At 74.8% G+C, this 22,999-nt stretch carries 18 protein-coding genes; 13 read left to right on the plus strand and 5 right to left on the minus strand.

What is annotated here, in order from left to right; genetic code table 11:
* Positions 1–47: 47 nt before the first annotated feature.
* From AC4MBH_RS22965 to AC4MBH_RS22985, 5 genes are all read right to left on the minus strand, one after another.
* Positions 48–1,283, minus strand: coding sequence for a serine hydrolase domain-containing protein (locus AC4MBH_RS22965; protein ID WP_491797736.1), 1,236 nt, complete (start codon positions 1,281–1,283; stop codon positions 48–50).
* On the minus strand, positions 1,276–3,180 hold the full coding sequence (locus AC4MBH_RS22970) for an FtsX-like permease family protein (RefSeq protein WP_491797808.1): 1,905 nt from the start codon (positions 3,178–3,180) through the stop codon (positions 1,276–1,278). The genes AC4MBH_RS22965 and AC4MBH_RS22970 overlap by 8 nt, the downstream gene beginning before the upstream one ends.
* A 1-nt stretch (position 3,181) precedes the next feature.
* The gene (locus AC4MBH_RS22975; RefSeq protein WP_491797737.1) at positions 3,182–3,937 is read right to left on the minus strand and encodes an ABC transporter ATP-binding protein; all 756 of its coding nucleotides are present in this window, start codon (positions 3,935–3,937) and stop codon (positions 3,182–3,184) included.
* Between the two features lie 105 nt (positions 3,938–4,042).
* Complete coding sequence (locus tag AC4MBH_RS22980; protein ID WP_491797738.1) at positions 4,043–4,717, minus strand: response regulator; 675 nt, start codon at positions 4,715–4,717, stop codon at positions 4,043–4,045.
* Complete coding sequence (locus AC4MBH_RS22985) at positions 4,714–5,946, minus strand: sensor histidine kinase (RefSeq protein ID WP_491797739.1); 1,233 nt, start codon at positions 5,944–5,946, stop codon at positions 4,714–4,716. The genes AC4MBH_RS22980 and AC4MBH_RS22985 overlap by 4 nt, the downstream gene beginning before the upstream one ends.
* Positions 5,947–6,055: 109 nt before the next feature.
* Here AC4MBH_RS22985 and AC4MBH_RS22990 point away from each other — a divergent pair, with 109 nt between their 5' ends.
* From AC4MBH_RS22990 to AC4MBH_RS23050, 13 genes are all read left to right on the plus strand, one after another.
* Positions 6,056–6,220 (plus strand): hypothetical protein, encoded by a 165-nt coding sequence (locus AC4MBH_RS22990; RefSeq protein WP_491797740.1) that lies wholly within the window; start codon positions 6,056–6,058, stop codon positions 6,218–6,220.
* Between the two features lie 122 nt (positions 6,221–6,342).
* A complete protein-coding gene (locus AC4MBH_RS22995; protein WP_491797741.1) occupies positions 6,343–6,501 on the plus strand; it encodes a hypothetical protein in 159 nt (52 codons plus the stop codon).
* A 107-nt stretch (positions 6,502–6,608) separates the two neighbouring features.
* A complete protein-coding gene (locus AC4MBH_RS23000; RefSeq protein WP_491797742.1) occupies positions 6,609–7,991 on the plus strand; it encodes a serine hydrolase domain-containing protein in 1,383 nt (460 codons plus the stop codon).
* A gap of 28 nt (positions 7,992–8,019) precedes the next feature.
* Positions 8,020–9,582, plus strand: a complete 1,563-nt coding sequence (locus AC4MBH_RS23005; protein WP_491797743.1) for an ABC transporter substrate-binding protein — start codon at positions 8,020–8,022, stop codon at positions 9,580–9,582.
* Positions 9,583–9,585: 3 nt separating this feature from the next.
* Positions 9,586–10,584 carry an ABC transporter permease gene (locus tag AC4MBH_RS23010; RefSeq protein ID WP_491797744.1) on the plus strand — a complete coding sequence of 333 codons (999 nt, stop codon included), beginning with the start codon at positions 9,586–9,588 and terminating at the stop codon, positions 10,582–10,584.
* A gap of 1 nt (position 10,585) precedes the next feature.
* Positions 10,586–12,544 (plus strand): dipeptide/oligopeptide/nickel ABC transporter permease/ATP-binding protein, encoded by a 1,959-nt coding sequence (locus AC4MBH_RS23015; RefSeq protein WP_491797745.1) that lies wholly within the window; start codon positions 10,586–10,588, stop codon positions 12,542–12,544.
* Positions 12,541–13,287, plus strand: coding sequence for an ABC transporter ATP-binding protein (locus tag AC4MBH_RS23020; RefSeq protein ID WP_491797746.1), 747 nt, complete (start codon positions 12,541–12,543; stop codon positions 13,285–13,287). The genes AC4MBH_RS23015 and AC4MBH_RS23020 overlap by 4 nt, the downstream gene beginning before the upstream one ends.
* Complete coding sequence (locus AC4MBH_RS23025) at positions 13,284–16,601, plus strand: serine hydrolase (protein WP_491797747.1); 3,318 nt, start codon at positions 13,284–13,286, stop codon at positions 16,599–16,601. The genes AC4MBH_RS23020 and AC4MBH_RS23025 overlap by 4 nt, the downstream gene beginning before the upstream one ends.
* Positions 16,601–17,725, plus strand: a complete 1,125-nt coding sequence (locus AC4MBH_RS23030) for a M20 family metallopeptidase (RefSeq protein WP_491797748.1) — start codon at positions 16,601–16,603, stop codon at positions 17,723–17,725. The genes AC4MBH_RS23025 and AC4MBH_RS23030 overlap by 1 nt, the downstream gene beginning before the upstream one ends.
* Positions 17,722–18,618 (plus strand): GNAT family N-acetyltransferase, encoded by an 897-nt coding sequence (locus AC4MBH_RS23035; RefSeq protein ID WP_491797749.1) that lies wholly within the window; start codon positions 17,722–17,724, stop codon positions 18,616–18,618. The genes AC4MBH_RS23030 and AC4MBH_RS23035 overlap by 4 nt, the downstream gene beginning before the upstream one ends.
* Positions 18,615–19,721: an o-succinylbenzoate synthase gene (menC, locus tag AC4MBH_RS23040; protein WP_491797750.1), complete on the plus strand. Its 1,107-nt coding sequence runs from the start codon at positions 18,615–18,617 to the stop codon at positions 19,719–19,721. Before AC4MBH_RS23035 ends, menC begins: the two co-directional genes overlap by 4 nt.
* A gap of 71 nt (positions 19,722–19,792) precedes the next feature.
* The gene (locus tag AC4MBH_RS23045; protein ID WP_491797751.1) at positions 19,793–21,424 is read left to right on the plus strand and encodes a helix-turn-helix domain-containing protein; all 1,632 of its coding nucleotides are present in this window, start codon (positions 19,793–19,795) and stop codon (positions 21,422–21,424) included.
* Positions 21,425–21,535: 111 nt separating this feature from the next.
* Complete coding sequence (locus tag AC4MBH_RS23050) at positions 21,536–22,993, plus strand: GntP family permease (RefSeq protein ID WP_491797752.1); 1,458 nt, start codon at positions 21,536–21,538, stop codon at positions 22,991–22,993.
* The last annotated feature ends 6 nt before the right edge of the window (positions 22,994–22,999 follow it).

Here is a 22,999-nt window from a genome sequence, read left to right on the forward strand (position 1 = left end):
CACCGGACGGCCGGGCCTGGGCCATTTCCCCCTCGAGGCGCAGGCGCTCAGGACGCGCAGATCGCCGCGTCCACCGTGCGGCTCACGGCCCGGACCATGTCCAGGCCGGTCGGCAGCGCGGTGACCGCGACCACCGCCCAGCGCCCGTCGGCGGTCGCCAGGTTGCGGGTCTCGAAGCCCTGGATGTCGCCGCCGTGCCCCCAGGCCGGTACGCCGCACGTCAGGCGCTTGCGGGCCAGGCCCAGGCCGTAGCGCCAGCCCGGGTCGGCGTCGAACTGGGGTGCCCGCACGGTCCTCCGCATCTCCCGCAGCTGCTCGGCCGGCAGCAGGCGGCCGTCGAGCAGGGCGCGCATGAAGCGGCCCAGGTCGTGCGGCGTCCCCACCAGCTGACCGGCGGCCCAGCCGAGCGAGGGGTCCATCCGCGTGGTGTCGTACCACCGGCCGCCCGGCTCGTCCGCGGTGTAGCCGTGCGGGTGCCGGCCGCGGATGCGCTGCTCGCCGGTGCCCGGCCAGTAGGTGTCCTGGAGCCCCAGCCGGTCGATGATCCGCCGCTCGATCTCCTCACCGATCGGCCGGCCGGTGACGCGCTGCACCATCAGGCCCAGCAGCGTGTAGTTGGTGTTGCTGTACTCGAAGCGGTCCCCGGGCGCGAAGTGGCTCGGCTCGGCCAGGGCCGCGTCGACGAGCTGGCGCGGCTCGAAGTAGGTGTGCGCCACCGCCCGCAGGCTGCCGCCGGCCTCGATGACGAGGCCGTCGTAGTCGGGGAGCCCGCTGGTCTGCTGCAGCAGGTGACGCACGGTGATCCGACGGCCGTCGTTGCCGTGGCCGCGGACCACGCCCGGCAGGTAGCGCTCGATCGGGGCGTCGAGCCGCACCTTCCCCTCGGCCACCAGCTGCAGCGCCACCGTGGCCGTGAAGGTCTTGGTGTTGCTGGCGATCCGGACCCGCGAGTCGGGGTGGATCGGCCGGCCGGTCCTGAGGTCGCCGACGCCGGCGCGGTAGGTGCGGACCTTGCCGTCGCTCCCGCGGACCTTGGCGATCACGCCGGGGAACCCGACGCGGTCGACCAGGCGGTCGAGCCGACGCTGGATGACGTCGTCGCGGTCGGGCCGCTCGGCGGTGGCGGCGGTGGCCGCGGTGGCAGCGGTGGGAGGCGGTGCCGCGGTGGCGACGGGGGTGTGCAGCGTCGTGGTGGCCACGACGGCGGTGGCGACAGCGAGTGCTGCCCGGTGGAGAAGTGACATGGTGCTCGACTTCCTCTCGGTGGTGCGGCGCTCAGGCATGGGCGCCGGATCGGGGGTGGGTACGGGCGACGACGGCGGGCACGGTGCTCAGGACGCTGACCGCGACGACCAGCGCCACCAGGACGCCGTACGTCGTGACGTCGAGGGCGGGGAGCGCCGGGCCGAGGAGCCCGAGGCTCACGCCCAGGACGGCCGGGACGACGGCCACGGTGCCGATGACCACGGCGGCCGAGGCGGTCACGAGCGACTCGACGGTCGCGACGCCCACGAGCTGGCGCCGGGTGGCGCCGATCCGGCCGAGCAGGCTCCACTCGGAGCGTCGTCCGGCGGTGAGCATGACCAGGGCGTTCGCGGCGCCGACCAGCATGAAGCCCAGCAGGGCCAGCAGCAGCACGCTGGAGACCCGCTGCTCGGCGGCGCCGGCGCTGGTGGCCTGGTCGACGTAGCGGTCGGTGCTGAGCACCTCGAGCCCCTGGCCGCGCAGCCCGGCGGCCGCGGCGTCGGCGCGGTCCGAGGAGACCAGCACGGTGTCGACGGGTCGGTCGACGCCGTGCTCGACCAGGGTCGACCGGCCGAGGGTGTAGTCGCCGAAGCCGAGACCGCGGTCGTAGACGGCGACGACGCGGAGGTCGCTCGTCCCACCGTCGCCGAGCCGGACGGCGACGGTGTCGCCCAGGCCCGCACCGTTCAGCAGGGCGGCGTCGCTGCTCAGCGCGAGGCTGTCGGGTTCGGTCAGCCCGGCGAGGGTGCCCTCGACGACGTCGGGGTCGTACGCCGCCGCGGAGGCCTCGGCGGGCAGCACCCACGCCTGGGCCGACTCCCACGACAGTGCCTCCAGGGCGCCGAGCTCCTCGTCGTCGGTGCGCACCCGGAGCGGGGCGGTGGAGAGCGCGGTGGCCGCGTCGACGTCCGGGGCGTCCTCGACGCGCCGGACCTGCTCGGCGCTGAGGCCGTCGGGGGCGGTGACGACGAGCTCGGACCCGATCCCGTCGCGCAGCTGCTGGGTCGCGGCGCGTTCGAGCGCGTCGCCGGTGCTGGTCTGGATGGTGCCGACGGCGATCACGGCCGCGAGCGGGACGACGACCGCGGTGAGGCGGCGCGCGGAGCCGCGGGTGCCGGCCAGGGCGAGCCGGACGACCGCGCTGCGGCCGCCGTCGCGGCGGCCGGGCAGGCCGAGCGTCCAGGCGACGAGGACGGGGCCGGCCAGGGCCGCGGCGCCGACGAGGAGCAGTGCCGAGGTGGCGGCGGTGGCACCCCCGGCCACCCCCGGTACGACGAGCGGGGTGCCGGCCGCGGCGAGGCCGGCGACGCCGGTGACGACCGCCAGCACGCGGCGCGTGCGTCCCACCTCGCGCGGCTCGACCACGGCGGCGCGCACGGCCGCCGTGGGCGGCTGCCGCAGCGTCTCGCGGGTGGCCAGGTAGGCGGCCGCGAGGGCGACGGGTGCGAGGAGCAGCACCGCGGCGACGACGGGCAGCGGCGAGATCGTCGGGGTGAAGCCCTCGGGCACCATCCCGGCGTCGACGAGCAGGGGCGTGACGAGCTGCGTGGCGGCGAGCCCGGGCACGGCGCCCAGGGGCGCGACGACGAGGGTCACGAGCAGCAGCTCGACGGCGACCATGCGGCGTACGTCCTGGCGGGTGGCGCCGACGGCACGGAGCACGGCCAGGTCGCGCTGGCGCGGACGCATGGCCAGGCCGACCGTGGCGGCCACGACCAGGACGACCACCACGACCGTCGTCCCGATGAACGAGCCGGCGAGGGCGGTCAGGGCACCGGCGTCGGGACCGGAGCCGTCGGTGACGGGGGCGCGCAGGCCGGACTCGACGAGCACCCCCGAGGCCGACAGGAGGGCTGCGGCAAGGGCGAGCACGACGACGGTGCCGACCAGCGAGCCGAGGTGGGCGCGGACGTGGGAACGAGCGAGGCGCCACATCTCAGGCACCCACCAGCGTGAGCATCCGGTCGGCGACCTGCTGGGCCGTCGGTCGGTCGAGGCGGTCGACCAGCCGGCCGTCGGCCAGGATGGCGACGCTGTCGGCGGCGGCGGCCACGTGGGGGTCGTGCGTGACCACGACGACGGTCTGGCCGAAGCGCTCCGCGGTGCCGCGCAGGACCTGCACGACCTGGGCGCCGGTGCGGGAGTCGAGGGCGCCCGTGGGCTCGTCGGCGAAGACGACCGTCGGCCGGGCGAACAGCGCCCGCGCGATGGCGACGCGCTGCGCCTGGCCGCCGGACAGCTCGGTCGGGCGCCGCTGCTCCGTCCCGGCCATGCCGACCGCCTCGAGGAGCTCCGAGCGCCACGCGCGGTCGGGCCGGGTGCCGGCCAGCGTCACCGGCAGCTCGACGTTCTCGGCGACCGAGAGGTGGGGCACCAGGTTGTAGGCCTGGAACACGAAGCCGACGTGGCGGCGGCGGAAGCGGGTGAGGTCGTCGGCCCCCAGCGCGCTGATGTCCTGGTCGCCGATCAGGACGCGGCCGCTGGTGGGGGTGTCGAGGCCGGCGGCGGTGCTGAGCAGCGTCGACTTGCCCGACCCCGACGGGCCCATCACGGCGGTGAACGAGCCGGGCGACATGGTGAGCGTGACGCCGCGCAGCGCGTGGACCGGCGTGGGTCCCGGGTAGGTCTTGTGGACGTCGTGCAGGCCCACGGCGGTGGCGGTCGGACGGTCCTGGAGGTGAACGTTGGTCATGACCACGACGTTAGGAACCGCGGGCGCTCGCCACGAGCCGCCAAGGATGGAACCTCGGCCCTTGCACCTTTCGATGCAACGTCCGATGCCGGCGCCGGCGCCGGGTCAGTCGGGGGGTTCGACGATGCGGTTCTGGTAGGCCCAGACCGCGGCCTGCAGGCGCGACCGGACCCCCAGCTTGGGCAGGATCCGGGCCAGGTGGGACTTGACCGTCGAGACCTCCAGGAACAGCTCCTGGGAGATCTCGTCGTTGGAGAGGCCCTGCGCCAGGAGCAGGACGATGTCGAGCTCGCGCGGGGTCAGCAGGTCGGTCCCGCGGGCCGCGCTGACCGGCTGCGTACGCCGGCGGCCGACGACCTCGCTGAGCACCCGCTTGGTCAGCGTGTCGTCGAGGGTGCCGTTGCCCGCGGCGACCGAGCGGACCGCCCGGACCAGGATCTCGGGGTCGGCGTCCTTGAGCTGGAACCCCGACGCCCCGGCCTCGAGCGCCCCGAACAGGTAGTCGTCGATCTCGAACGTGGTGAGCACCAGCACCGGGATGGGGTCGGCGACGTCGGGGCCGCTCAGCTCGCGGGTGGCGGCGATGCCGTCCATCCCGGGCATCCGGACGTCCATGCAGACCACGTCGGGCCGCAGCCGACGGGCCACCTCGACGGCCTCGTGGCCGTCGGCGGCGGTGCCGACGACCTCGATGTCGGGCTCGGCGCCGAGCAGGGTGGTCAGGCCGGCCCGCACGAGGGGCTGGTCGTCGGCGACGACGACGCGGATCGTCCGGGTCATGGCGTACCGGTCTCCTTCTCCTTGGGCAGCCGCATGGTCACGACCCAGCCGCCGTCGTCGGTCGCCCCGGTCTCGAGGACGGCGTTGGTCAGCTGGGCCCGCTCGCGCATGCCGATCAGGCCGAACCCGCCGCCGTCGGCCGGCGCCGCCGTCGGGCCGGGGGCGGGCTCGTTGCGGACCGTGACGACCACGGACTCCGCGGCGCGGGCGTCGATGCTGACGTGGCACCGCGCGCCGGGCGCGTGCCGGGTCGCGTTGGTCAGCGCCTCCTGGACGGCCCGGTAGGCCGCGAGCTGGGCGAGCGGCCCCACGTCGCGGCCCGGGTCGTCGTCGTCGCCGAGGACGGTCAGGTCGACGGGGGTGCCGGTGGCGGCCACCTGCGCCACCAGGTCGCGCACCCCGCGCAGCGTCTCGGGCCGGGTCTCGGAGGCCGGGTGGTGCTCGCGGAGCAGCCCGACCAGGCTGCGGAGGTCCCGCAGGACGGTCGTGCTCTGGCGGCGCACCAGCCGGACGGCCTGCTTGGCGCCGTCGGGATCGGTGTCGATCTGCCGCTCCACCGCGGCGGCCAGCACGGCGATGCCGCTGAGGTGGTGGGCCGCGATGTCGTGCAGCTCGCGGGCCATGTCGGAGCGCTCGCGCGCCACGGCCGCCTGGACCAGCGCGTCCTGCTCGCGGGCCACGGCCTGCCGCTGGGCGGCGACCGCGCGCCGGGTCTCCCGGGTGGCGCGCACCCAGGTCGCGACGAGGAGGACCAGGCCGAGCGTGCCGACGGCCTGGAGGAACGACGCCCCGACCGCCTCCGGCGCCGGCACGTCCCTGCCCAGCGCGGCGACGACGCCACCGACGACCATCGCCGCGGCAACCCCGGCCAGCGTGGGCGCGAGGTCGGCGAGGGGGAGGGACAGGGCTGTGACGAAGACGGCGGTGACGATGGCGACCGCGGTGGTGCTGGTGGCGTCCTCACCCCCCACCAGCGCGACCAGGGGCGCCGCCAGCGCGGTCGCGACGAGCACCGTGCGCGGGCGGAGCCACAGCCACAGCAGGGCCGCGCACTGGGTCACCAGCACGACGGCCGTGAGCCACCAGGCGGTCGCCCCCACCGCCGGGGCCGAGGCCGAGGCCTCGCTCGCGGTGCCGGCGAGCAGCAGGGCGCCGAGGGCGAACGCGGCGCAACCGAGCGCCACCGCCGCGGCGGCGCGGCTCGGGCGTCGGTGGTCCGCCTGGCTCACCCGTACCCCTCCTCGCGCCGCTCCGGCTGGTCGAGGGTAGCGAGGGTGGCCGCGACCGGTTCCCGCGATTCTCCCACCCAGAAGGGTGAGGTGCGACTACGCTCGCGACATGGCCCTGGTCCGCTGCACCTGCGTCGTCAGCTGGTCGCCCAACGCCACGAGGGCCGCCGGCGCCGCCTCCCGGCCCACCCTCGACGTGCGGGTCCTCGACCCCGACTGCGGCTACGTCGTGCACCGCGCGGCCGCGGCGGTCCTCGACCCCGCCGCCGGCTGACGACACCTCGCCGGGCGTGACGCACGGCACCTCGACCCGGCCGTGACCCCGGCCCGGACCGCGCGTTGGTCCCGTGACCGATCGACCGCGCCTGCCCGAGAACCACCGAGGACCCCCACCCGATGATCGACCGTGCCATCGCCCCCCACGAGCGCGCCTCCCTGTGCATCTGCCGCCGCGCCATCCACACGCGTCGCTGCGACCAGCACGCGGCCAAGGTCGCCGACCTGTACGCCGCGGAGCTGGCGCAGGCCGAGGCGCGGGTCCGCTCCGCCGCGTAGCTCGTCGGTCGTGCCGACGTCGGTTCGTCGACGTCGACAAGCAGGGACCGTTCGCCTCGTCGAGCTGGACGAACACGAGACGTGACCTGGCTCATACCGTCGCTGTCGTGACCTCACTCCACGACGTGCAGCGATGGCTCGACGCCGAGCTGCCGGCGCTGCTGGCCGAGTACGACGTCCCGGGCGCGGCCTGGGGGATCCTCCACGACGGGGAGGTCGTCGACGGGGCCGCCGGCCTGCTCAGCACGACCACCGGCGTCGAGGCCACCGCCGACTCGGTCTTCCAGATCGGGTCGATCACCAAGCTGTGGACCAGCACCCTGGTGCTGCAGCTGGTCGACGAGGGACTCCTCGACCTCGACCGGCCGGTGCACGGCTACGTGCCCGGGCTGCGGCTGAGCGACCAGGACGCCGCCGCGACGATCACCGCGCGGCACCTGCTGATGCACACCGCCGGCTTCGAGGGCGACATCTTCACCGACACCGGACCGGGCGACGACTGCCTCGAGAAGTACGTCGCGACCCTCGGCGAGGTGCCGCAGCTCTTCCCGGTGGGCGAGCAGTTCTCCTACAACAACGCCGGCTACGTCGTCCTGGGCCGCCTGGTCGAGGTGCTGCGCGAGAAGACCTACGACGCCTGCCTGCGTGAGCACCTGTTCGCGCCGCTCGGCCTCACCCACGCCGCCACCGGACCCGGCGAGGCGATCATGTTCCGCGCCGCGGTCGGCCACGTGCAGCCGTCGTCGGACGCCGCCTACGAGCCGGCCCCGATGTGGGCCATGGCCCGCTCGAACAGCCCGGCCGGGACGATGCTGTCGATGCGTCCCCGGGACCTGCTGACCTTTGCCCGGATGCACCTCGAGGACGGTCGGGCCGCCGACGGCACCCAGGTGCTCGCCCCCGGCACCGCCGCCCGGATGCACGCACGGGCCGTCGACCTGCCCTACACCGGCGTCATGGGCACCTCGTGGGGCCTGGGCTTCGAGCGGTTCGACCTGCCCGAGGGCGACGTCATCGGCCACGACGGCAACACCATCGGGCAGAGCGCCTTCCTGCGACTGGTGCCCGGCGCCGACCTGGCCGTCACCCTGCTCACCAACGGCGGCGACGTCTTCTCGCTCTACCGCGACGTCGTCGGTCGGGTGCTCAGCGAGCTCGGCGCCACCACCATCCCCGCGCTCCCGACCCCGCCGGCCGAGCCGGAGTCGATCGACGCGAGCCGGTTCGTCGGCACCTACTCCGCCGAGGTCATGGACCTCGTGGTCACCCAGGACGACGACCGACGCATCTGGCTCGACACCGTTCCCAAGGGGATCTTCGCCGAGCTGGGCGAGAAGGAGGAGCCCAAGGAGCTCGTCTCCTTCGGCCCCGACAGCCTGATCCCGCTCGAGGCCGACCGTGGGATGCACATCCCCTACTCGTTCCTCGGGGACGACGGATCGGGAAACGCCCGCTACCTGCACGTCGGCCGCGCCTTCCAGCGCGCCTGACCACCCGCCCGCGACGAGGAGACCCGAGATGAACCGAGCCACACCCCTGGCGCTCTGCCTGACGACCGTGCTGCTGGCCGGCTGCGGCTCCGGAGGATCCGGCGGCTCCGACGGCGGTCCCGGTGGCGGTGGCGACGTCGTCGACGGCGGCACCTTCACCATGGCGATCAACGCCGACCCCGGCAACCTCGACCCGCACTCCTCGGTCGCCAGCGCCCACTTCAGCGTGAGCCAGCTGGCCTACGACCGGCTGCTGAGCACCAACTTCGACGACGGCGAGGTGCAGTCGGGCCTGGCCACCGAGTGGGAGGTCGAGGGCGAGACCGTCACCTTCACCCTGGCCGAGGGCATCACCTGCTCCGACGGCTCGGAGCTGACCGCCTCCGACGTCGTGGCCAACTTCGACTACGTCGCGGACCCCAAGAACGAGAGCGGCTTCCTCGGTACCTTCTTCCCGGTGGGCGCGACGGCCGAGGCCGACGACGAGGCCCGCACCGTCACGCTCACCCTCGCCGAGCCCGCGCCGTTCGTGCTGCAGGGCCTGGCCAACCTGCCGATCGTCTGCGCCGCCGGGCTCGAGGACCGGGCGTCGCTGGCCGACCAGAGCAGCGGCACCGGGCCTTACGAGCTCACCGAGGCCGCGGTCGGCGACAGCTACACGTTCCAGATCCGCGAGGGCTACACCTGGGGCCCCGACGGCGACACGACCGAGACCGAGGGCATGCCCGACACGATCGTGATGCGGGTCGTGGAGAACGAGTCGACCGCCGCCAACCTGCTCCTGTCCGGCCAGCTCAACGGCGCGATCGTGAGCGGGCCCGACCAGGAGCGCCTCGAGGGCGCCGGACTGCAGACCTACGACACGGCCGCCCTGGCGGGCGAGCAGTTCTACAACCAGGCCGAGGGGCGCGCGACCAGCGACCCCGAGGTGCGCCTGGCGCTCACCCAGGCGATCGACCTGGAGGAGATCCAGCGGGTGGTCACCTCCGGCAAGGGGACGCCGGCGACGACGCTCGCGGCCCTCGACCCGGTGGCCTGCCCCGGTGACTCGGTGAGTGGGGCACTGCCCGCTCGCGACGTCGAGGCCGCCCGGGCGACGCTCTCCGCCGCCGACCTCCCCGAGCTCACCTTCCTCTTCGACCCCAGCAGCGGGTCCGGCGTCGCCGCCGCCGCCGAGCTCGCCGTCCAGCAGTGGGAGGACGCCGGGGTCACGGTGACCCCGAAGCCGCAGAACGGCGCCGCCCTGGAGCAGACCCTCTTCGGGACCGGTGACTGGGACCTCGCCTGGCTGACGCTCAACGTCAACAGCCCCGACCAGCTCGTGCCCTTCCTCTCCGGGCCCGGCGTCGCCGACGGCGGCACCAACTTCGCCGGCATCCAGAACGACGACTACGACGCCGGGGTCGAGGAGGCCTCCGCGCTGGTGGGCCAGGAGGGCTGCGACACCTGGCTCGAGGCCGAGTCGCACCTCGTCGAGGAGGCCGACGTCGTCCCGTTCGCCAACACCGTGGGCAAGACCTACATGGCCGGGAGCGAGTTCGACTACCCGGGCCAGATGGTGCCCACCAGCATCCGGATGCTGGCCAAGTGACCGATGGCCACCACCGCGACCTCGGACGCCGTCAAGCGGACGCGCACGCTGGAGTCCCGCCCCTGGCTGCGGTTCGCCGTCCGCCGGGCGGGTCGGCTCCTCGTGTCGCTCTGGGTGCTGCTCACGGCATCGTTCCTGATGCTCCACCTCATCCCGGGCGACCCCGTCCGCGGGGCGCTGGGGCCCACCGCCCCCGCTGACCTGGTCCGGGAGCGGCGGGCGTCCCTGGGTCTGGACGACCCGCTGCTCGTGCAGTACCTCGACTACCTCAAGGGCGTCGTGACCGGCGACCTGGGGACGTCGATGATCTCCCAGCTGCCGGTCTCCGAGGTGATCTCCCAGCGCCTGCCGGCCACGCTCTGGCTGGCCGTGCCGGGCTTCCTGCTGGCGATCGCGGTGGCCGTCCCGGTCGGCGTGGCCGCCGGGGTGCTGACCCGGCGCGGCCGCGGCCGGCGTACCGAGCTCGCCTTCACCGGCACCACCGTCGTGCTGGGCACGATCCCGGACTTCATGGTGGGCGTCGGCCTGGTCTACGTCTTCGGGGTCTCGCTCGGCACGATGCCGGTCGCCGGCAACCAGACCCTCTCGGCGTACGTGCTGCCGGTGATCGCGCTGTCCATCGGGCCGGCCGCGATCCTCGCGCGGATCCTGCGGGTCGAGATGGTCACCGTCCTCCAGGCCGACTACGTGCGCACCGCTCGTGCCAAGCGGCTCCCGCCGATGCGGGTCTACCTCGGGCACGCGCTGCCCAACGCCCTCACCGCCGCCCTGACCCTCGCCGGCCTGCTGCTCGGCGGGCTGGTCGCCGGCACCGTCCTGGTCGAGAACGTCTTCGCCTGGCCCGGCCTGGGCACCACCATCGCGTCCTCGATCCTCAACAAGGACTACCCGGTCGTCCAGGGCATCGTCCTCGTGTACGGCGTCGGCGTGCTGCTGGTCAACACCGGCGTCGACGTGGCGCTGGCGCTGCTCGACCCCCGTTCGATGATCGCGGAGGACTGACGTGGCCCGGGACGACACGACCGCGCCGCGGTGGACGGCGGTGTTCCGCACCCCGCTGGGGCTGGCCGCGGCGCTGCTCTGCCTGGCCACGCTGGTCCTGGCCGTCGTCGCCCCCGTGCTGTGGGGCGACCAGGCCACGGCCGACGACACCAGCAACATCCTCGCCGGGCCCTCGCGCGAGCACTGGGCCGGAACCGACGGCCTCGGGCGCGACATCCTGTTCCGCACGCTCGTCGCGACCCGGCTCTCGATCCTGCTGGCGCTCGCCGCCACCGGCATCGCGGTGGTGATGGGCCTGGTCCTCGGCACCGCGCCCCTCCTGCTCGGGCGCCGCGCGGGCCGGCTGGTGACCGCGGCCGTCGGCATCGCCGTCGCGTTCCCCGGGCTGCTCCTCGCCCTCTTCTTCGCCGTCGTCTTCGGCGTCGGCGCGACCGGCGCGGTGCTCGCCATCGGGTTCGCCGGGGCCCCCAGCTTCGCCCGGCTCGTCCAGACCCTCGTCGCCGGCGTCGCCTCGCGCGACTACGTCGCCGCGGCCCGGGTCGCCGGTGTCGGCGAGCTCCGCGTCCTGCGCCGGCACGTGCTGCCCAACATCGCCGAGCCGCTGATCGTCAACGCGACGATCGGGGCCGGGTCGGCCCTGCTCGCGTTCGCCGGGCTGTCGTTCCTCGGCATCGGTGTCCAGTCCCCGAAGTACGACTGGGGCCGGCTGCTCTTCGAGGGCGTCGGGTCGCTCTACGTCAACCCCGCGGCCGCGCTCGCGCCCGGTGCCGCCGTGCTCCTCGCCGGACTCGCGCTCAACCTGCTCGGGGAGTCGCTCGCCAAGGCCGCGGGCTTCGGCTACGGCGCCGCGACGGCGTCCAACCCCCGCCGCAGGTGGGGACGCGGCCCGGGTCCGCGGCTCGTGGACCGCCCCGCGCCCGACGACCGCGACCCGCGGTCCGACCTCGTGCTCGACGTCCGCGACCTCGAGGTCTCCTTCCCCGGCCACGCCGGCCAGGTGCGCGCCGTGCGCGGGGTCAGCTTCGCGGTCGGTCGCGGCGAGGCCGTCGGCATCGTGGGGGAGTCGGGGTCGGGCAAGTCGGTCACCGCCCTCGCGGTCGCCCGGCTGCTCGACGACCTCGCCCAGGTCGACGCCGACCGGATCGACCTGCTCGGCCAGGACCTGGTGACCGCCGACGACGCCGACCAGCGGCGCCACCTCGGGACCACGCTGGCGATGGTCTTCCAGGACCCGATGACGTCGTTCAACCCGACCAGCCGGATCGGCGGGCAGCTGGCCGAGGTGGCCCGCCACCACCAGGGCCTCGACCGCCGCGCGGCGATGGATCGCGCCGTCGACCGGCTCGACGCCGTGCGCATCGACGACGCGCCGCGGCGCGCCCGGCAGTACCCGCACGAGCTGTCCGGCGGCATGCGGCAGCGCGCCATGATCGCGATGGGCCTGATGGGCTCTCCGTCGCTGATCATCGCCGACGAGCCGACCACCGCCCTCGACGTCACGGTGCAGCAGCAGGTGCTCGACCTGCTGCAGAGCATCCGCACGGCCGACGACGTGGCGCTGGTCCTGATCAGCCACGACGTGACGGTGGTCGGCGACGTGTGCGACCGCGTGCTGGTGATGTACGCCGGCCGGATCGTCGAGGACCTGCCGGCCTGCGACCTCGCCACGGCCGCCCGCCACCCCTACACCCGCGCCCTGGTCGCCGCGGTCCCGACGATGGACACCGACCTCGACGAGCCGCTGGTGGTCATCCCCGGTCGTCCGCCCAACCCCGCCGACCTGCCCGCGGGCTGCGCCTACGCCGACCGCTGCCCCCTGGCCACCGACCGCTGCCTGACCGAGGACCCGCCGCTGGTCACCGACGCGGCCGACCGCCGGGTGGCGTGCTGGCACGCCGGCGAGCCGATCCACCTCGACCACGGGCACCAGGTGGCGGCGGCGAAGGTGGACGCGACGTGAAGGGCCTCAGCTTCGAGGACGTCACGGTCCGCTACGGCCACAGCACCGTCGTCGACCACGTCTCGCTCGCGGTGCGGCCGGGTCAGGTCGTCGGCCTGGTCGGCGAGTCGGGCTCGGGCAAGTCGACCCTCGCCCGGGCCGCCGTCGGCCTCGCGCCGCTGACCGGCGGCGCCGTGCTGCTCGACGGCGAGCCGGTGCCGCTGCGCGGTCGGCCCCGCCCGGTGCAGATGGTCTTCCAGGACCCGTTCTCCTCCCTCGACCCGCGGATGAGCATCGGCGAGAGCATCGCCGAGGCCCTGCCCGAGCGGATCGGCCGTGCCGAGCGGCGCGCCGAGGTCGCCCGGCTGCTCGAGCTGGTGCACCTCGAGCCGTCCCGCGCCGGCGCGCGTCCCGGCCAGCTCTCCGGCGGCCAGCGGCAGCGCGTGGCGCTGGCCCGGGCCCTGGCCGCCCGCCCGGCGGTCGTGGTCGCCGACGAGATCACCTCCGCGCTCGACGTGTCGGTGCAGGGCGCCGTCCTCAACCTGGTGCGCGAGCTGCAGGCCGAGCTCGGCCTGTCGATGCTCTTCATCTCCCACAACCTCGCCGTCGTCAGGTACGTCGCGTCGTACGTCGCCGTCATGCACCACGGGCGGATCGTCGAGCAGGGACCCACCGACGAGGTGCTGACCCGGCCCGCCGAGGCCTACACCCGCGACCTGCTGGCCGCCGTCCCCGGAGCCACCCGACCTAGGAGCCAGAAATGACCCGCGCCATGAGCATCGACGACCTGACCGCCCTCGCCGTCCCGTCCGACGCCGTGCTCTCCCCCGACGGGAGCCGGGTGCTCTACGTCCTGCGCACCCTCGACCTCGACGGCGACCGCAACGTCGACCAGCTCTGGACCGTCGGCGTCTCGGGCGGCGACGCCCGCCGGCTCACGGCCGGTCCCGACGACGCCGCCCCCACCTGGTCGCCCGACGGCTCGCGGGTCGCGTTCGTGCGCGGCGGGCAGGTGCACCTCCTCGCCGCCGACGGTGGCGAGGTCGAGCCGTTCACCACCCTGCCGCTGGGCGCCGGTGCCCCCTCGTGGAGCCCCGACGGGACCCGCCTGGTCGTCTCCGCGCCGGTCGACCCGACCGGCGGCCGCGAGCCGCTCGTCGCGAGCCGGGTCGACTACCAGGCCGACGGGCGGGGCCTCCACGGCGCCGTGCGCCGCCAGCTGCACGTGGCCGACGTCGCCTCCGGCGAGTGGCGCCAGGTCACCGACGGTCCCGAGCACGCCGACGGGCCGGCGTGGTCGCCCGACGGACGCACCGTGGCGTTCGTGCGCCGCGTCGGCGCCGACAGCGACCTCGCGTTCCGCACCGCCGTGCACCTCCTCGACGTCGAGGACCCCAAGGCCACGCCGCGCGTCGTCGCGCTGGCCGACGGGGTCGCCGGCGCGGTGACCTTCGCCCCCGACGGCACGAGCCTGCTCGTCGTGGGCCACCCCGGCGACCCGATCGGCCACCAGCACCTGCTGCGGGTGCCACTGTCGGACGACGGGACCGCGGGCGAGGCCCGCAGCCTCACCGGCCACCTCGACCGCAACGTGATGGCGGGCGCCCCGGCCTACCCCGGCGGCCTGCCCCACCAGGACGCCGACGGGCGCCTGCTGCTCGCCGTCCGCGACCGCGGCTGCACCCACCTGTGGTCCCTCGACGGCGCTGACGACGGCGACGGCGCCGCGACGCCGGTCCTGGCCGGCGCCGACCGCGTCGTGTCGGGGCTCTCGGTCGTCGGCGGCACCGCGGTCGTGGTGCTGACCACCCCCACGTCCTTCGGCGAGGTCGTGGCGCTCGACCTCGCCTCGGGCACCGAGACGGTGCTCACCACCCACGGCGACCCGCTGGCCGACGTCGAGCTGGTGGTGCCCGAGGAGCGCACCTTCACCATCTCCGACGGCACCGAGGTGCACGGCTGGGTGCTCCGCGCGCCGGGCGAGAGCGGCCCCCGGCCGCTCCTGCTCGACGTGCACGGCGGGCCACACAACGCCTGGAACGGCGCCGCTGACCAGATGCACCCCTACCACCAGGAGCTGGTCTCGCGCGGCTGGGTGGTGCTGCTGGTCAACCCGCGCGGGAGCGACGGCTACGGCGAGTCCTTCTACGACGGCGTCAACGGCGGCTGGGGCGTCGCCGACCACCACGACTTCCTCGAGCCGCTCGACGACCTCGTCGCCGAGGGCGTCGCCGACCCCGACCGGCTCGCCGTCACCGGCTACAGCTACGGCGGCTTCATGACCTGCTGGCTCACCGCCCTCGACGACCGCTTCAAGGCCGGGGTGGCCGGGGGCGTCGTCAGCGACATGGTGAGCATGTACGGCACCGCCGACGACGGCACCGGCATGGCCTCCTACGAGCTGGACGGCACCCCGTGGGAGCGCCCCGACGAGTACGCCGCGATGTCGCCGATCAACCGCGTCGACCGGGTCAGCACGCCCACGCTGGTCCTGCACGGCCTCGAGGACCGCACCTGCCCGGTCGGCCAGGCCCAGCAGTGGCACACCTCGCTGCGCCACCGCGGCGTGCCCACCGAGCTCGTCCTCTACCCCGGCGCCTCGCACGCCTTCGTGCTGCTCGGCCGCCCGTCCCAGCGCATCGACTACGCCCGTCGCCTGGTCGACTGGGTCGAGCAGCACGTCCTGCACGCCGGCCGCCCCTCGATCGACGTGGAGCACTGGCAGCACCGGTTGGCCGTGCTGGCCGCGCGGCACGGCGTACCCGGCGCGCAGCTGGGGATCCTGCGTCACGACCCGGCCGGCGACGACGAGCTGGTCGTCGCCACCCACGGGGTGCTCAACCTGGACACCACAGCACCGGTCACGCCCGACGCGCTCTTCCAGATCGGGTCGATCACCAAGGTGTGGACCGCCACCGTCGTGCTCCAGCTGGTCGACGAGGGCCTGGCCGACCTGGACGCGCCGGTGGTCGACGTGCTCCCCGAGCTGCGACTCGCCGATCCCGTCGTCACCGCCAAGGTCACCCTGCGCCAGCTGCTCAACCACACCAGTGGCATCGACGGCGACGTCTTCACCGACACCGGTCGTGGCGACGACTGCCTCGAGCGCTACGTCGCGCTGCTGGCTGACCAGACCCAGAACCACCCGCTCGGCGCCACCTGGTCCTACTGCAACGCCGGGTTCTCGGTGCTCGGCCGGGTCATCGAGGTGCTCACGGGCTCGACCTGGGACGAGGCGCTGCGCGAGCGGCTGTTCACCCCGCTCGGCATGGAGCACGCGATCACGCTGCCCGAGGAGGCCCTGCTGCACGCGGCGGCCGTCGGCCACGTCGACGACGACGGCCGCAAGGTGGTCGCCCCGGTCTGGCAGCTGCCGCGCTCGCTCGGCCCCGCCGGACTGGTCACCGCCAATGCGGCCGACGTGCTGGCCTTCGCCCGCCTGCACCTCTCCGGCGGCCTGGCTCCCGACGGCACCCGCGTGCTGAGCGAGGAGTCGACCCGCGAGATGGCCGCCCACCAGGCCGACCTGCCCGACGTCTACTCGCTCGGCGACTCGTGGGGCCTCGGCTGGATCCGCTTCGGCTGGGACGGCCAGCGGCTCTACGGCCACGACGGCAACACCATCGGCGAGTCGGCGTTCCTGCGGGTGCTCCCCGAGTCCGGCCTCGCCGTGACCCTGCTGACCAACAACGACGGCAGCCGCGACCTCTACGAGGACCTCTACCGCGAGGTCCTCGCCGAGCTCGCCGGGGTGCAGATGCCGGCGCGCCTCGAGCCGCCGGTGCCGCCCGCCGACGTCGATGCCGCGCAGTACGTCGGTCGCTACGAGCGGGCCGGCGTGAACATGGAGGTCTACGTCGACGACGAGGGCCCCCACCTGCGCACGGAGGTCGTCGGCCCGATCGCCGAGATGGTGGCCGACCCGGTCGACGACCACCTCCTGGTCGCCTACGCCGACGGCATGTTCCTGACCAAGCCCGAGGAGGCCGAGACCTGGTTCCCGGTGACGTTCTTCGAGCTGCCCACCGGCGAGCGCTACCTGCACTTCGGCGCGCGGGCGACCCCGAGGGTCGGCTGATGGACCTCGCCGAGCTGCTCCACGACGTCCGCGAGCTGGTGGGGTGCGAGTCGCCGTCGACCGACCTCGCGGCCGTCGCCCGGTCCGCCGACGTCGTGGCCCGGGTGGGCGCGCGCCGGCTCGGGCAGGAGCCCGAGCGGGTCGTGCTCGACGGCCGGACCCACCTGCGCTGGCGCCTCGGCGCCGGCCCGTCGCGGGTCCTGCTGCTCGGCCACCACGACACGGTCTGGCCGGTCGGCACCCTGGCGACGCACCCGTGCACCGTCGAGGGCGGCGTGCTGCGCGGCCCCGGCTGCTTCGACATGAAGACCGGGCTGGCGATGGCCTTCCACGCCGCCGCCGGCCAGGACGGCGTCACCCTGCTGGTCACCGGCGACGAGGAGCTCGGCTCGCCGTCGTCCCGCGGACTGGTCGAGGAGGAGGCCCGCGCCGCCGGTGCGGTGCTGGTCCTGGAGGCCTCGGCAGACGGGGGAGCCCTGAAGAGCGAGCGCAAGGGCGTCTCCCTCTACGACGTCCGCGTCACCGGTCGCGCCGCCCACGCCGGCCTCGAGCCCGAGCGGGGCGTCAACGCCACGATCGAGCTGGCCCACCAGGTGCTGGCCGTGGCGGCGCTCGGCGACCCGGGGCTCGGCACCACCGTCACCCCGACCGTGGCGCGCTCGGGCCAGACCACCAACACCGTGCCGGCGACCGGCTCGTTCGCGATCGACGTGCGCGTGCGCACGCTCGCCGAGCAGCAGCGCGTCGACCGCGCCGTGCGGGCGCTCCGGCCCGTCACCGACGGCGCCGCCGTCGAGGTCGGCGGCGGCCCCAACCGGCCACCGCTCGACGCCGACTCCTCGGCCGTCCTGCTCGAGCGGGTGCGGCAGGTCGCCGTCCGCCTCGGGCAGCCCGAGCCGGCTGCCGTGGCCGTCGGCGGCGCGTCCGACGGCAACTTCACCGCCGGCGTGGGCACGCCCACGCTCGACGGTCTCGGCGCGGTCGGCGGTGGGGCGCACGCCGACGACGAGCACGTGCTGCTGGACCCGCTGCCCGACCGGACCCTGCTGCTGTGCGCCCTGGTCGACGACCTCCTGGCCTCGCCGCTGGGCCGCGCACCCGCACCCGTGGGGGCGCGACCATGACCGTCCCCGGACGCACCGGCGTCGAGCGCGCTACCCACGCGGGGGTCGTGGGGGTGGTGGGGGTCGACGGTGCGGTCGAGGCCGCCGACGCGGCGGCGGTCGCGGCCGGCGTCGTCGTCCGCGAGCTGCGCGACCTCGCCGAGCTCGAGCAGGTCGTCGGCCTCTACGCCGACATCTGGGGCCGCGCGGCCAGCCCGCCGGTCACCCTCGAGCTGCTCCGGGCGTTCACCAAGGCCGGCAACTACGTCGGCGGCGCCCTGGTCGACGACCGGCTGGTCGGCGCCTGCGTCGGCTTCTTCTCCGCTCCCGGCGACGACGCGCTGCACAGCCACATCGCCGGGGTGGCCCAGGAGATGAGCGGACGCAGCGTCGGCTTCGCGCTCAAGGTCCACCAACGGGCGTGGGCGCTGCTGCACGGCGTGACCGAGATCGCCTGGACCTTCGACCCGCTGGTCAGCCGCAACGCCTACTTCAACCTGACCAAGCTGGGCGCGCGCCCGGTCGAGTACCTGACGAACTTCTACGGCCGGATGCCCGACACCATCAACGGCACTGACGAGACCGACCGGCTGCTGGTGCGCTGGTCGCTGCTCGACCCGGCCGTGGTGGCCGCGTCCTCCGGGGGGCGCCCCGCGCTCGCGAGCGCCAGCGGCGACGTGGTCACCGCGGTCGGGCTCGCCGCCGACGGATCCCCGGTCCTCGGCCGCCTCGACGGCGCCGTCTCGCGGGTCGCCGTACCCCGGGACATCACCGGGCTGCGCGCCACCGACCCCGACCTCGCGCACCGCTGGCGCACCTGCGTGCGCGAGGCGCTGACCACGCTGCTCGGCGACGGCGCCCGGATCACCGCGTTCGACCCTGCCGGTTCCTACCTCGTTCGGAGAGACCTGTGACGTTCAAGGGCATTGAGCTCCACCACGTGTCGCTGCCCCTGGTGGCGCCGTTCCGCACGTCCTTCGGGACCCAGGTGACGCGCGACCTCCTGCTGCTGCGGGCCGTCACCGACGACGGCGACGGCTGGGGGGAGTGCGTGACCATGGTCGACCCGCGCTACTCCTCCGAGTACGTCGCCGGCGCCGCCGACGTGCTGCGCCGCTTCCTGGTGCCGGCCCTCGTGGCGGCCGGCAAGGTCGACGCGCCCCGCGTCGCCGAGGTGCTGGCGCCGTTCAAGGGGCACCGGATGGCCAAGGCGGCGCTCGAGATGGCCGTGCTCGACGCCGAGCTGCGGGTCGAGGGCCGCTCGTTCGCGCGCGAGCTCGGCGCGGTGCGCGACCGGGTGCCGGCCGGCGTCTCGGTCGGCATCATGGACAGCATCCCGGCGCTGCTCGACGCCGTCGAGGGCTACCGCGCCGAGGGCTACGTGCGGATCAAGCTCAAGATCGAGCCCGGCTGGGACCTCGAGCCGGTGCGCGCCGTCCGCGAGCGCTTCGGCGACGACCTGCTGCTGCAGGTCGACGCCAACACGGCGTACACGCTGGCCGACGCGCGGCACCTCGCCGGCCTCGACGCCTTCGACCTGCTGCTCATCGAGCAGCCGCTCGAGGAGGAGGACCTCCTCGGCCACGCGCGGCTCGCGCAGGTCATCCGGACCCCGGTCTGCCTCGACGAGTCGATCACCTCGGCCCAGTCGGCGGCCGCCGCCATCGAGCTGGGTGCCTGCTCGGTCGTCAACGTCAAGCCGGGCCGGGTCGGCGGCTACCTCGAGGCCCGCCGGATCCACGACGTGTGCCGCGCGCACGGCGTCCCGGTCTGGTGCGGCGGCATGCTCGAGACCGGCGTCGGGCGGGCGGCCAACGTCGCGCTCGCCGCGCTGCCGGGGTTCACGCTGCCCGGTGACACCTCGGCCTCCGACCGCTACTACCGCACCGACGTCACCGAGCCGTTCGTGCTCGAGGACGGCCACCTCGTCGTGCCCGACGGGCCCGGCCTCGGCGTGACGCCCGACCCCGACCGGCTCGCGGCCGTCACCACCCGGACGGAGTGGCTCACCGGCTGAGGCCGGTCCGGCTACTGTCCGGCTGTGCAGTCCACGGCGCCCCCGAACGGGCCCGGGCCAGCCTGGCGCGGGTGCTCGACGACCTGGGCACGACGCTGCTCGAGCTGGTCCACGGCGACCCCGGGGGCGCCACCGACATCGGCGGCGTGGTCATCCACGACCCCGTCGACGTGCCGGTGCTGCCCCGCCACGCGCTCGTGCTGGGTGTCGGGCTCGACGCCCCGCACGACGTGGCGGCCCTGCTGGCCGACCTGGGACGCCAGGGCGCGGCGGCGCTGGTGCTGCGCGCGCCCGTGCCGCTCACCCCGGAGGTCCGGACCGCCGCGACCGAGGCCGGGGTGCCGCTGCTCGGCCTGAGCAGGGGAGCGCCGTGGGCCCACCTCGCGGCGATGCTGCGATCGGTGCTCTCCGAGGGCGACGTCGGCGCCACCACGCCGGAGTCGCTCGGGGGGCTGCCCTCGGGCGACCTCTTCGCGGTCGCCAACGCCATCTCCTCCCTCCTCGACGCGCCGATCACGATCGAGGACCGCAGCTCCCGGGTGGTGGCGTTCTCCGGACGCCAGGACGAGGCCGACCCGCCTCGGGTCGAGACGATCCTGGGTCGCCAGGTGCCGGAGCGCTACGCGCGGATCCTCAACGAGCGCGGGGTCTTCCGCGACCTGCACCGCAGCGACGACCCGATCTACGTCGAGCCGATGCCCGAGGACGACGGTGTGATCGCCCTGCCCCGCGTCGCCGTCGTGGTCCGGGCCGGCGACGAGGTGCTGGGGTCGATCTGGGCCGCCGTCCCGGGTCCGCTGGGTGCCGAGCGCACCGAGGCGCTGCGCGACGCGTCCAAGCTGGTGGCGCTGCACATGCTCCGGGTGCGCGCCGGGGCCGACGTCGAGCGACGGGTGCGGGCCGACCTCGTGGGGTCGGTCCTCGAGGGCGGGACCGGTGCGCGTGAGGCGCTCGAGCGGCTCGGCCTGGCCGACACGCCGCTGGTGGTGCTGGCGCTCGCCGTCCCCGACCCCCGGCCCGACGCCGGCGCCGACCTCGCGGCGGCGCAGGAGCGGCAGCGGCTCAGCGACGCCTTCGCGATGCACCTCAGCGCCGTCAACCCGCGCTCGGCCTCCGCCCTCGTCGGCGGCGTGGCCTACGGGCTGGTGGCCTTCGCCGGGTCGGCCGAGGACGGCGAGGCGAGCGCGCACCGGATCGCGACCGACTTCCTGGCCCGGATCAGCGGGCGGCTCCGCACCGTGGTCGCGATCGGGCCGGCGGTCTCCGACCTCGCCGAGATCGCCCAGGCCCGGGCGACGACCGACCGGATCCTCCGGGTGCTCCGCGACGGCCAGGCCCGCTCCTCGGTCGCCCGCCTGGTCGACGTGCAGGCGGAGTCGCTGCTGCTCGAGCTGCGCGACCGGGTGCTCGCGCGCGGTGAGCCGGTCGCCGGCCCCCTGGCCCGGCTCCTCGACTACGACCGCGAGCACGACGGCCAGCTGGTGGCGACCCTGCACGCGTGGCTCGAGGCGTTCGGCGACGTCAACCGCGCCGCCGAGGTGCTCATCGTGCACCCCAACACGTTCCGCTACCGGCTGCGCCGGGTCCGCGAGGTCGGCGGGATCGACCTGCTCGACGCCACCCAGCGGTTCGCGCTGACGCTCCAGCTCAACCTCTGGCCGGGCGTCGTCCCGTCCCGTCCCACTCCCGCAGAGGGTTCCTAGCCCGCTTGCCGCTACGCCCGATCAGGTGAGGTCTCGGCGCGCGGCCCGCCGCGAGGGTGTGGGGCGAAACCGGGCCGTGACCGTCCCGTGCCCGGACACCTGGGAGGTCTCGTGGAACCCATCGATCCCGTGCACGGCACAGCGGTCCTGCTGCTGATCGCCGCCGCCGCGGTCGCCGTGCTGCTCGTGCTGATCATCGTCGTCAAGCTGCACGCGTTCGTCTCGCTGGTGCTGGTCAGCGTGATCACCGCGATCGCGGCCGGCTTCGACCTCACCGAGATCCCCGACGTGCTGCTGTTCGGCTTCGCGGGCACCCTGGGCGAGGTGGCCCTGCTGGTGGCCTTCGGGGTGATGCTGGGGCGGCTGCTCGAGGTGACCGGCGGTGCGCAGGTGCTGGCCGACCGCCTGATCGGGGGCTTCGGGGAGAAGCGTGCCCCGCTGGCCCTCGGCGTCGCGGCCCTGCTCTTCGGCTTCCCGATCTTCTTCGACGCCGGCCTGGTCGTGTTCCTGCCGATCATCCTCACCGTCGCGCGCCGCTTCGGCGGCTCGCTGCTGCTCTACGCGCTGCCGGCCGCGGGCGCGTTCGCCGCGATGCACGCCATCGTGCCGCCCCACCCCGGCCCCGTCGCGGCCGCCGGCGCCCTCGACGCCGACATCGGGGTCGTCCTGCTGGTCGGCGTCCCGATCGCGGTGATCGGTTGGTACGTCGGCGTGATGCTGCCCTCGCGGGTGATCGGCGCCCGCATCGACGTCCCCGTGACCGACGCCGTCTTCGGCCGGGTGCGCACCGGTGGTGGCGGCGACGACGCCACCGGCGGGGCCTCCGGGGGCCTCGACGACCCGGCCGGCGACCCCGACGACCCCGGGGCCGGGTTCGACGGCCGCCCGCCGGCGTTCGGCGTCGTGCTCGGGCTGCTGCTGGTGCCGCTGGTGCTGATCGCCGGCGACACGATCACCGACACGCTGGTCACGGCCGGCACCCTCGACGAGGGCGCGCTCTGGGTCGAGGTGCTCTCGCTGCTGGGTCAGACCCCGATCGCGCTGCTGATCACCGTGCTCCTCGCGGTCGCGGTGCTCGGGCGGCCCCGCGCCTCGATGGGCCGCGTCTCCGACCTGCTCGACGACGCCCTCGCCCCGATCTGCGCGATCATCCTGATCACCGGTGCCGGTGGCATGTTCGGCGGCGTGCTCGAGCTCAGCGGCATCGGTGCGGCGCTCAGCTCCTCGCTGAGCGACCTCGGGTTCTCGCTGATCGTCCAGGCGTTCGTGATCTCCGCCCTGCTGCGCGTGGCGCAGGGGTCGGCCACCGTCGCCATCACCACGACCGCCGGCCTGATCGCCGGACCGGTCGGCGGCGCCGGGCTGAGCAGCGTCGAGGTCGCGCTGGTCGTGTGCGCCATCGCGGCGGGTGCGACGGTGCTGTCCCACGTCAACGACTCGGGGTTCTGGCTGGTCGGGAAGTTCCTCGGCCTCGACGTCAAGACGACGCTGAAGACCTGGACGGTCCTGGAGACCACCCTCGGCACCACGGTGTTCGTGCTGGCGCTGGCGGTGTGGCTGGTGGTCTGATCGGAC

Source organism: Nocardioides sp. WJ219 (assembly GCF_058559815.1).

Bases quoted from the DNA above. Each gene is read 5' to 3' on its own strand.
- AC4MBH_RS22970 (WP_491797808.1), bottom strand. From the start codon at position 3,180: ATGTGGCGCCTCGCTCGTTCCCACGTCCGCGCCCACCTCGGCTCGCTG.
- AC4MBH_RS23005 (WP_491797743.1), top strand. From the start codon at position 8,020: ATGAACCGAGCCACACCCCTGGCGCTCTGCCTGACGACCGTGCTGCTG.
- AC4MBH_RS22995 (WP_491797741.1), top strand. From the start codon at position 6,343: ATGATCGACCGTGCCATCGCCCCCCACGAGCGCGCCTCCCTGTGCATC.
- AC4MBH_RS22990 (WP_491797740.1), top strand. From the start codon at position 6,056: ATGGCCCTGGTCCGCTGCACCTGCGTCGTCAGCTGGTCGCCCAACGCC.
- AC4MBH_RS22980 (WP_491797738.1), bottom strand. From the start codon at position 4,717: ATGACCCGGACGATCCGCGTCGTCGTCGCCGACGACCAGCCCCTCGTG.
- AC4MBH_RS22975 (WP_491797737.1), bottom strand. From the start codon at position 3,937: ATGACCAACGTTCACCTCCAGGACCGTCCGACCGCCACCGCCGTGGGC.
- AC4MBH_RS22965 (WP_491797736.1), bottom strand. From the start codon at position 1,283: ATGCCTGAGCGCCGCACCACCGAGAGGAAGTCGAGCACCATGTCACTT.
- AC4MBH_RS23025 (WP_491797747.1), top strand. From the start codon at position 13,284: ATGACCCGCGCCATGAGCATCGACGACCTGACCGCCCTCGCCGTCCCG.
- AC4MBH_RS23035 (WP_491797749.1), top strand. From the start codon at position 17,722: ATGACCGTCCCCGGACGCACCGGCGTCGAGCGCGCTACCCACGCGGGG.
- AC4MBH_RS23010 (WP_491797744.1), top strand. From the start codon at position 9,586: ATGGCCACCACCGCGACCTCGGACGCCGTCAAGCGGACGCGCACGCTG.
- AC4MBH_RS23030 (WP_491797748.1), top strand. From the start codon at position 16,601: ATGGACCTCGCCGAGCTGCTCCACGACGTCCGCGAGCTGGTGGGGTGC.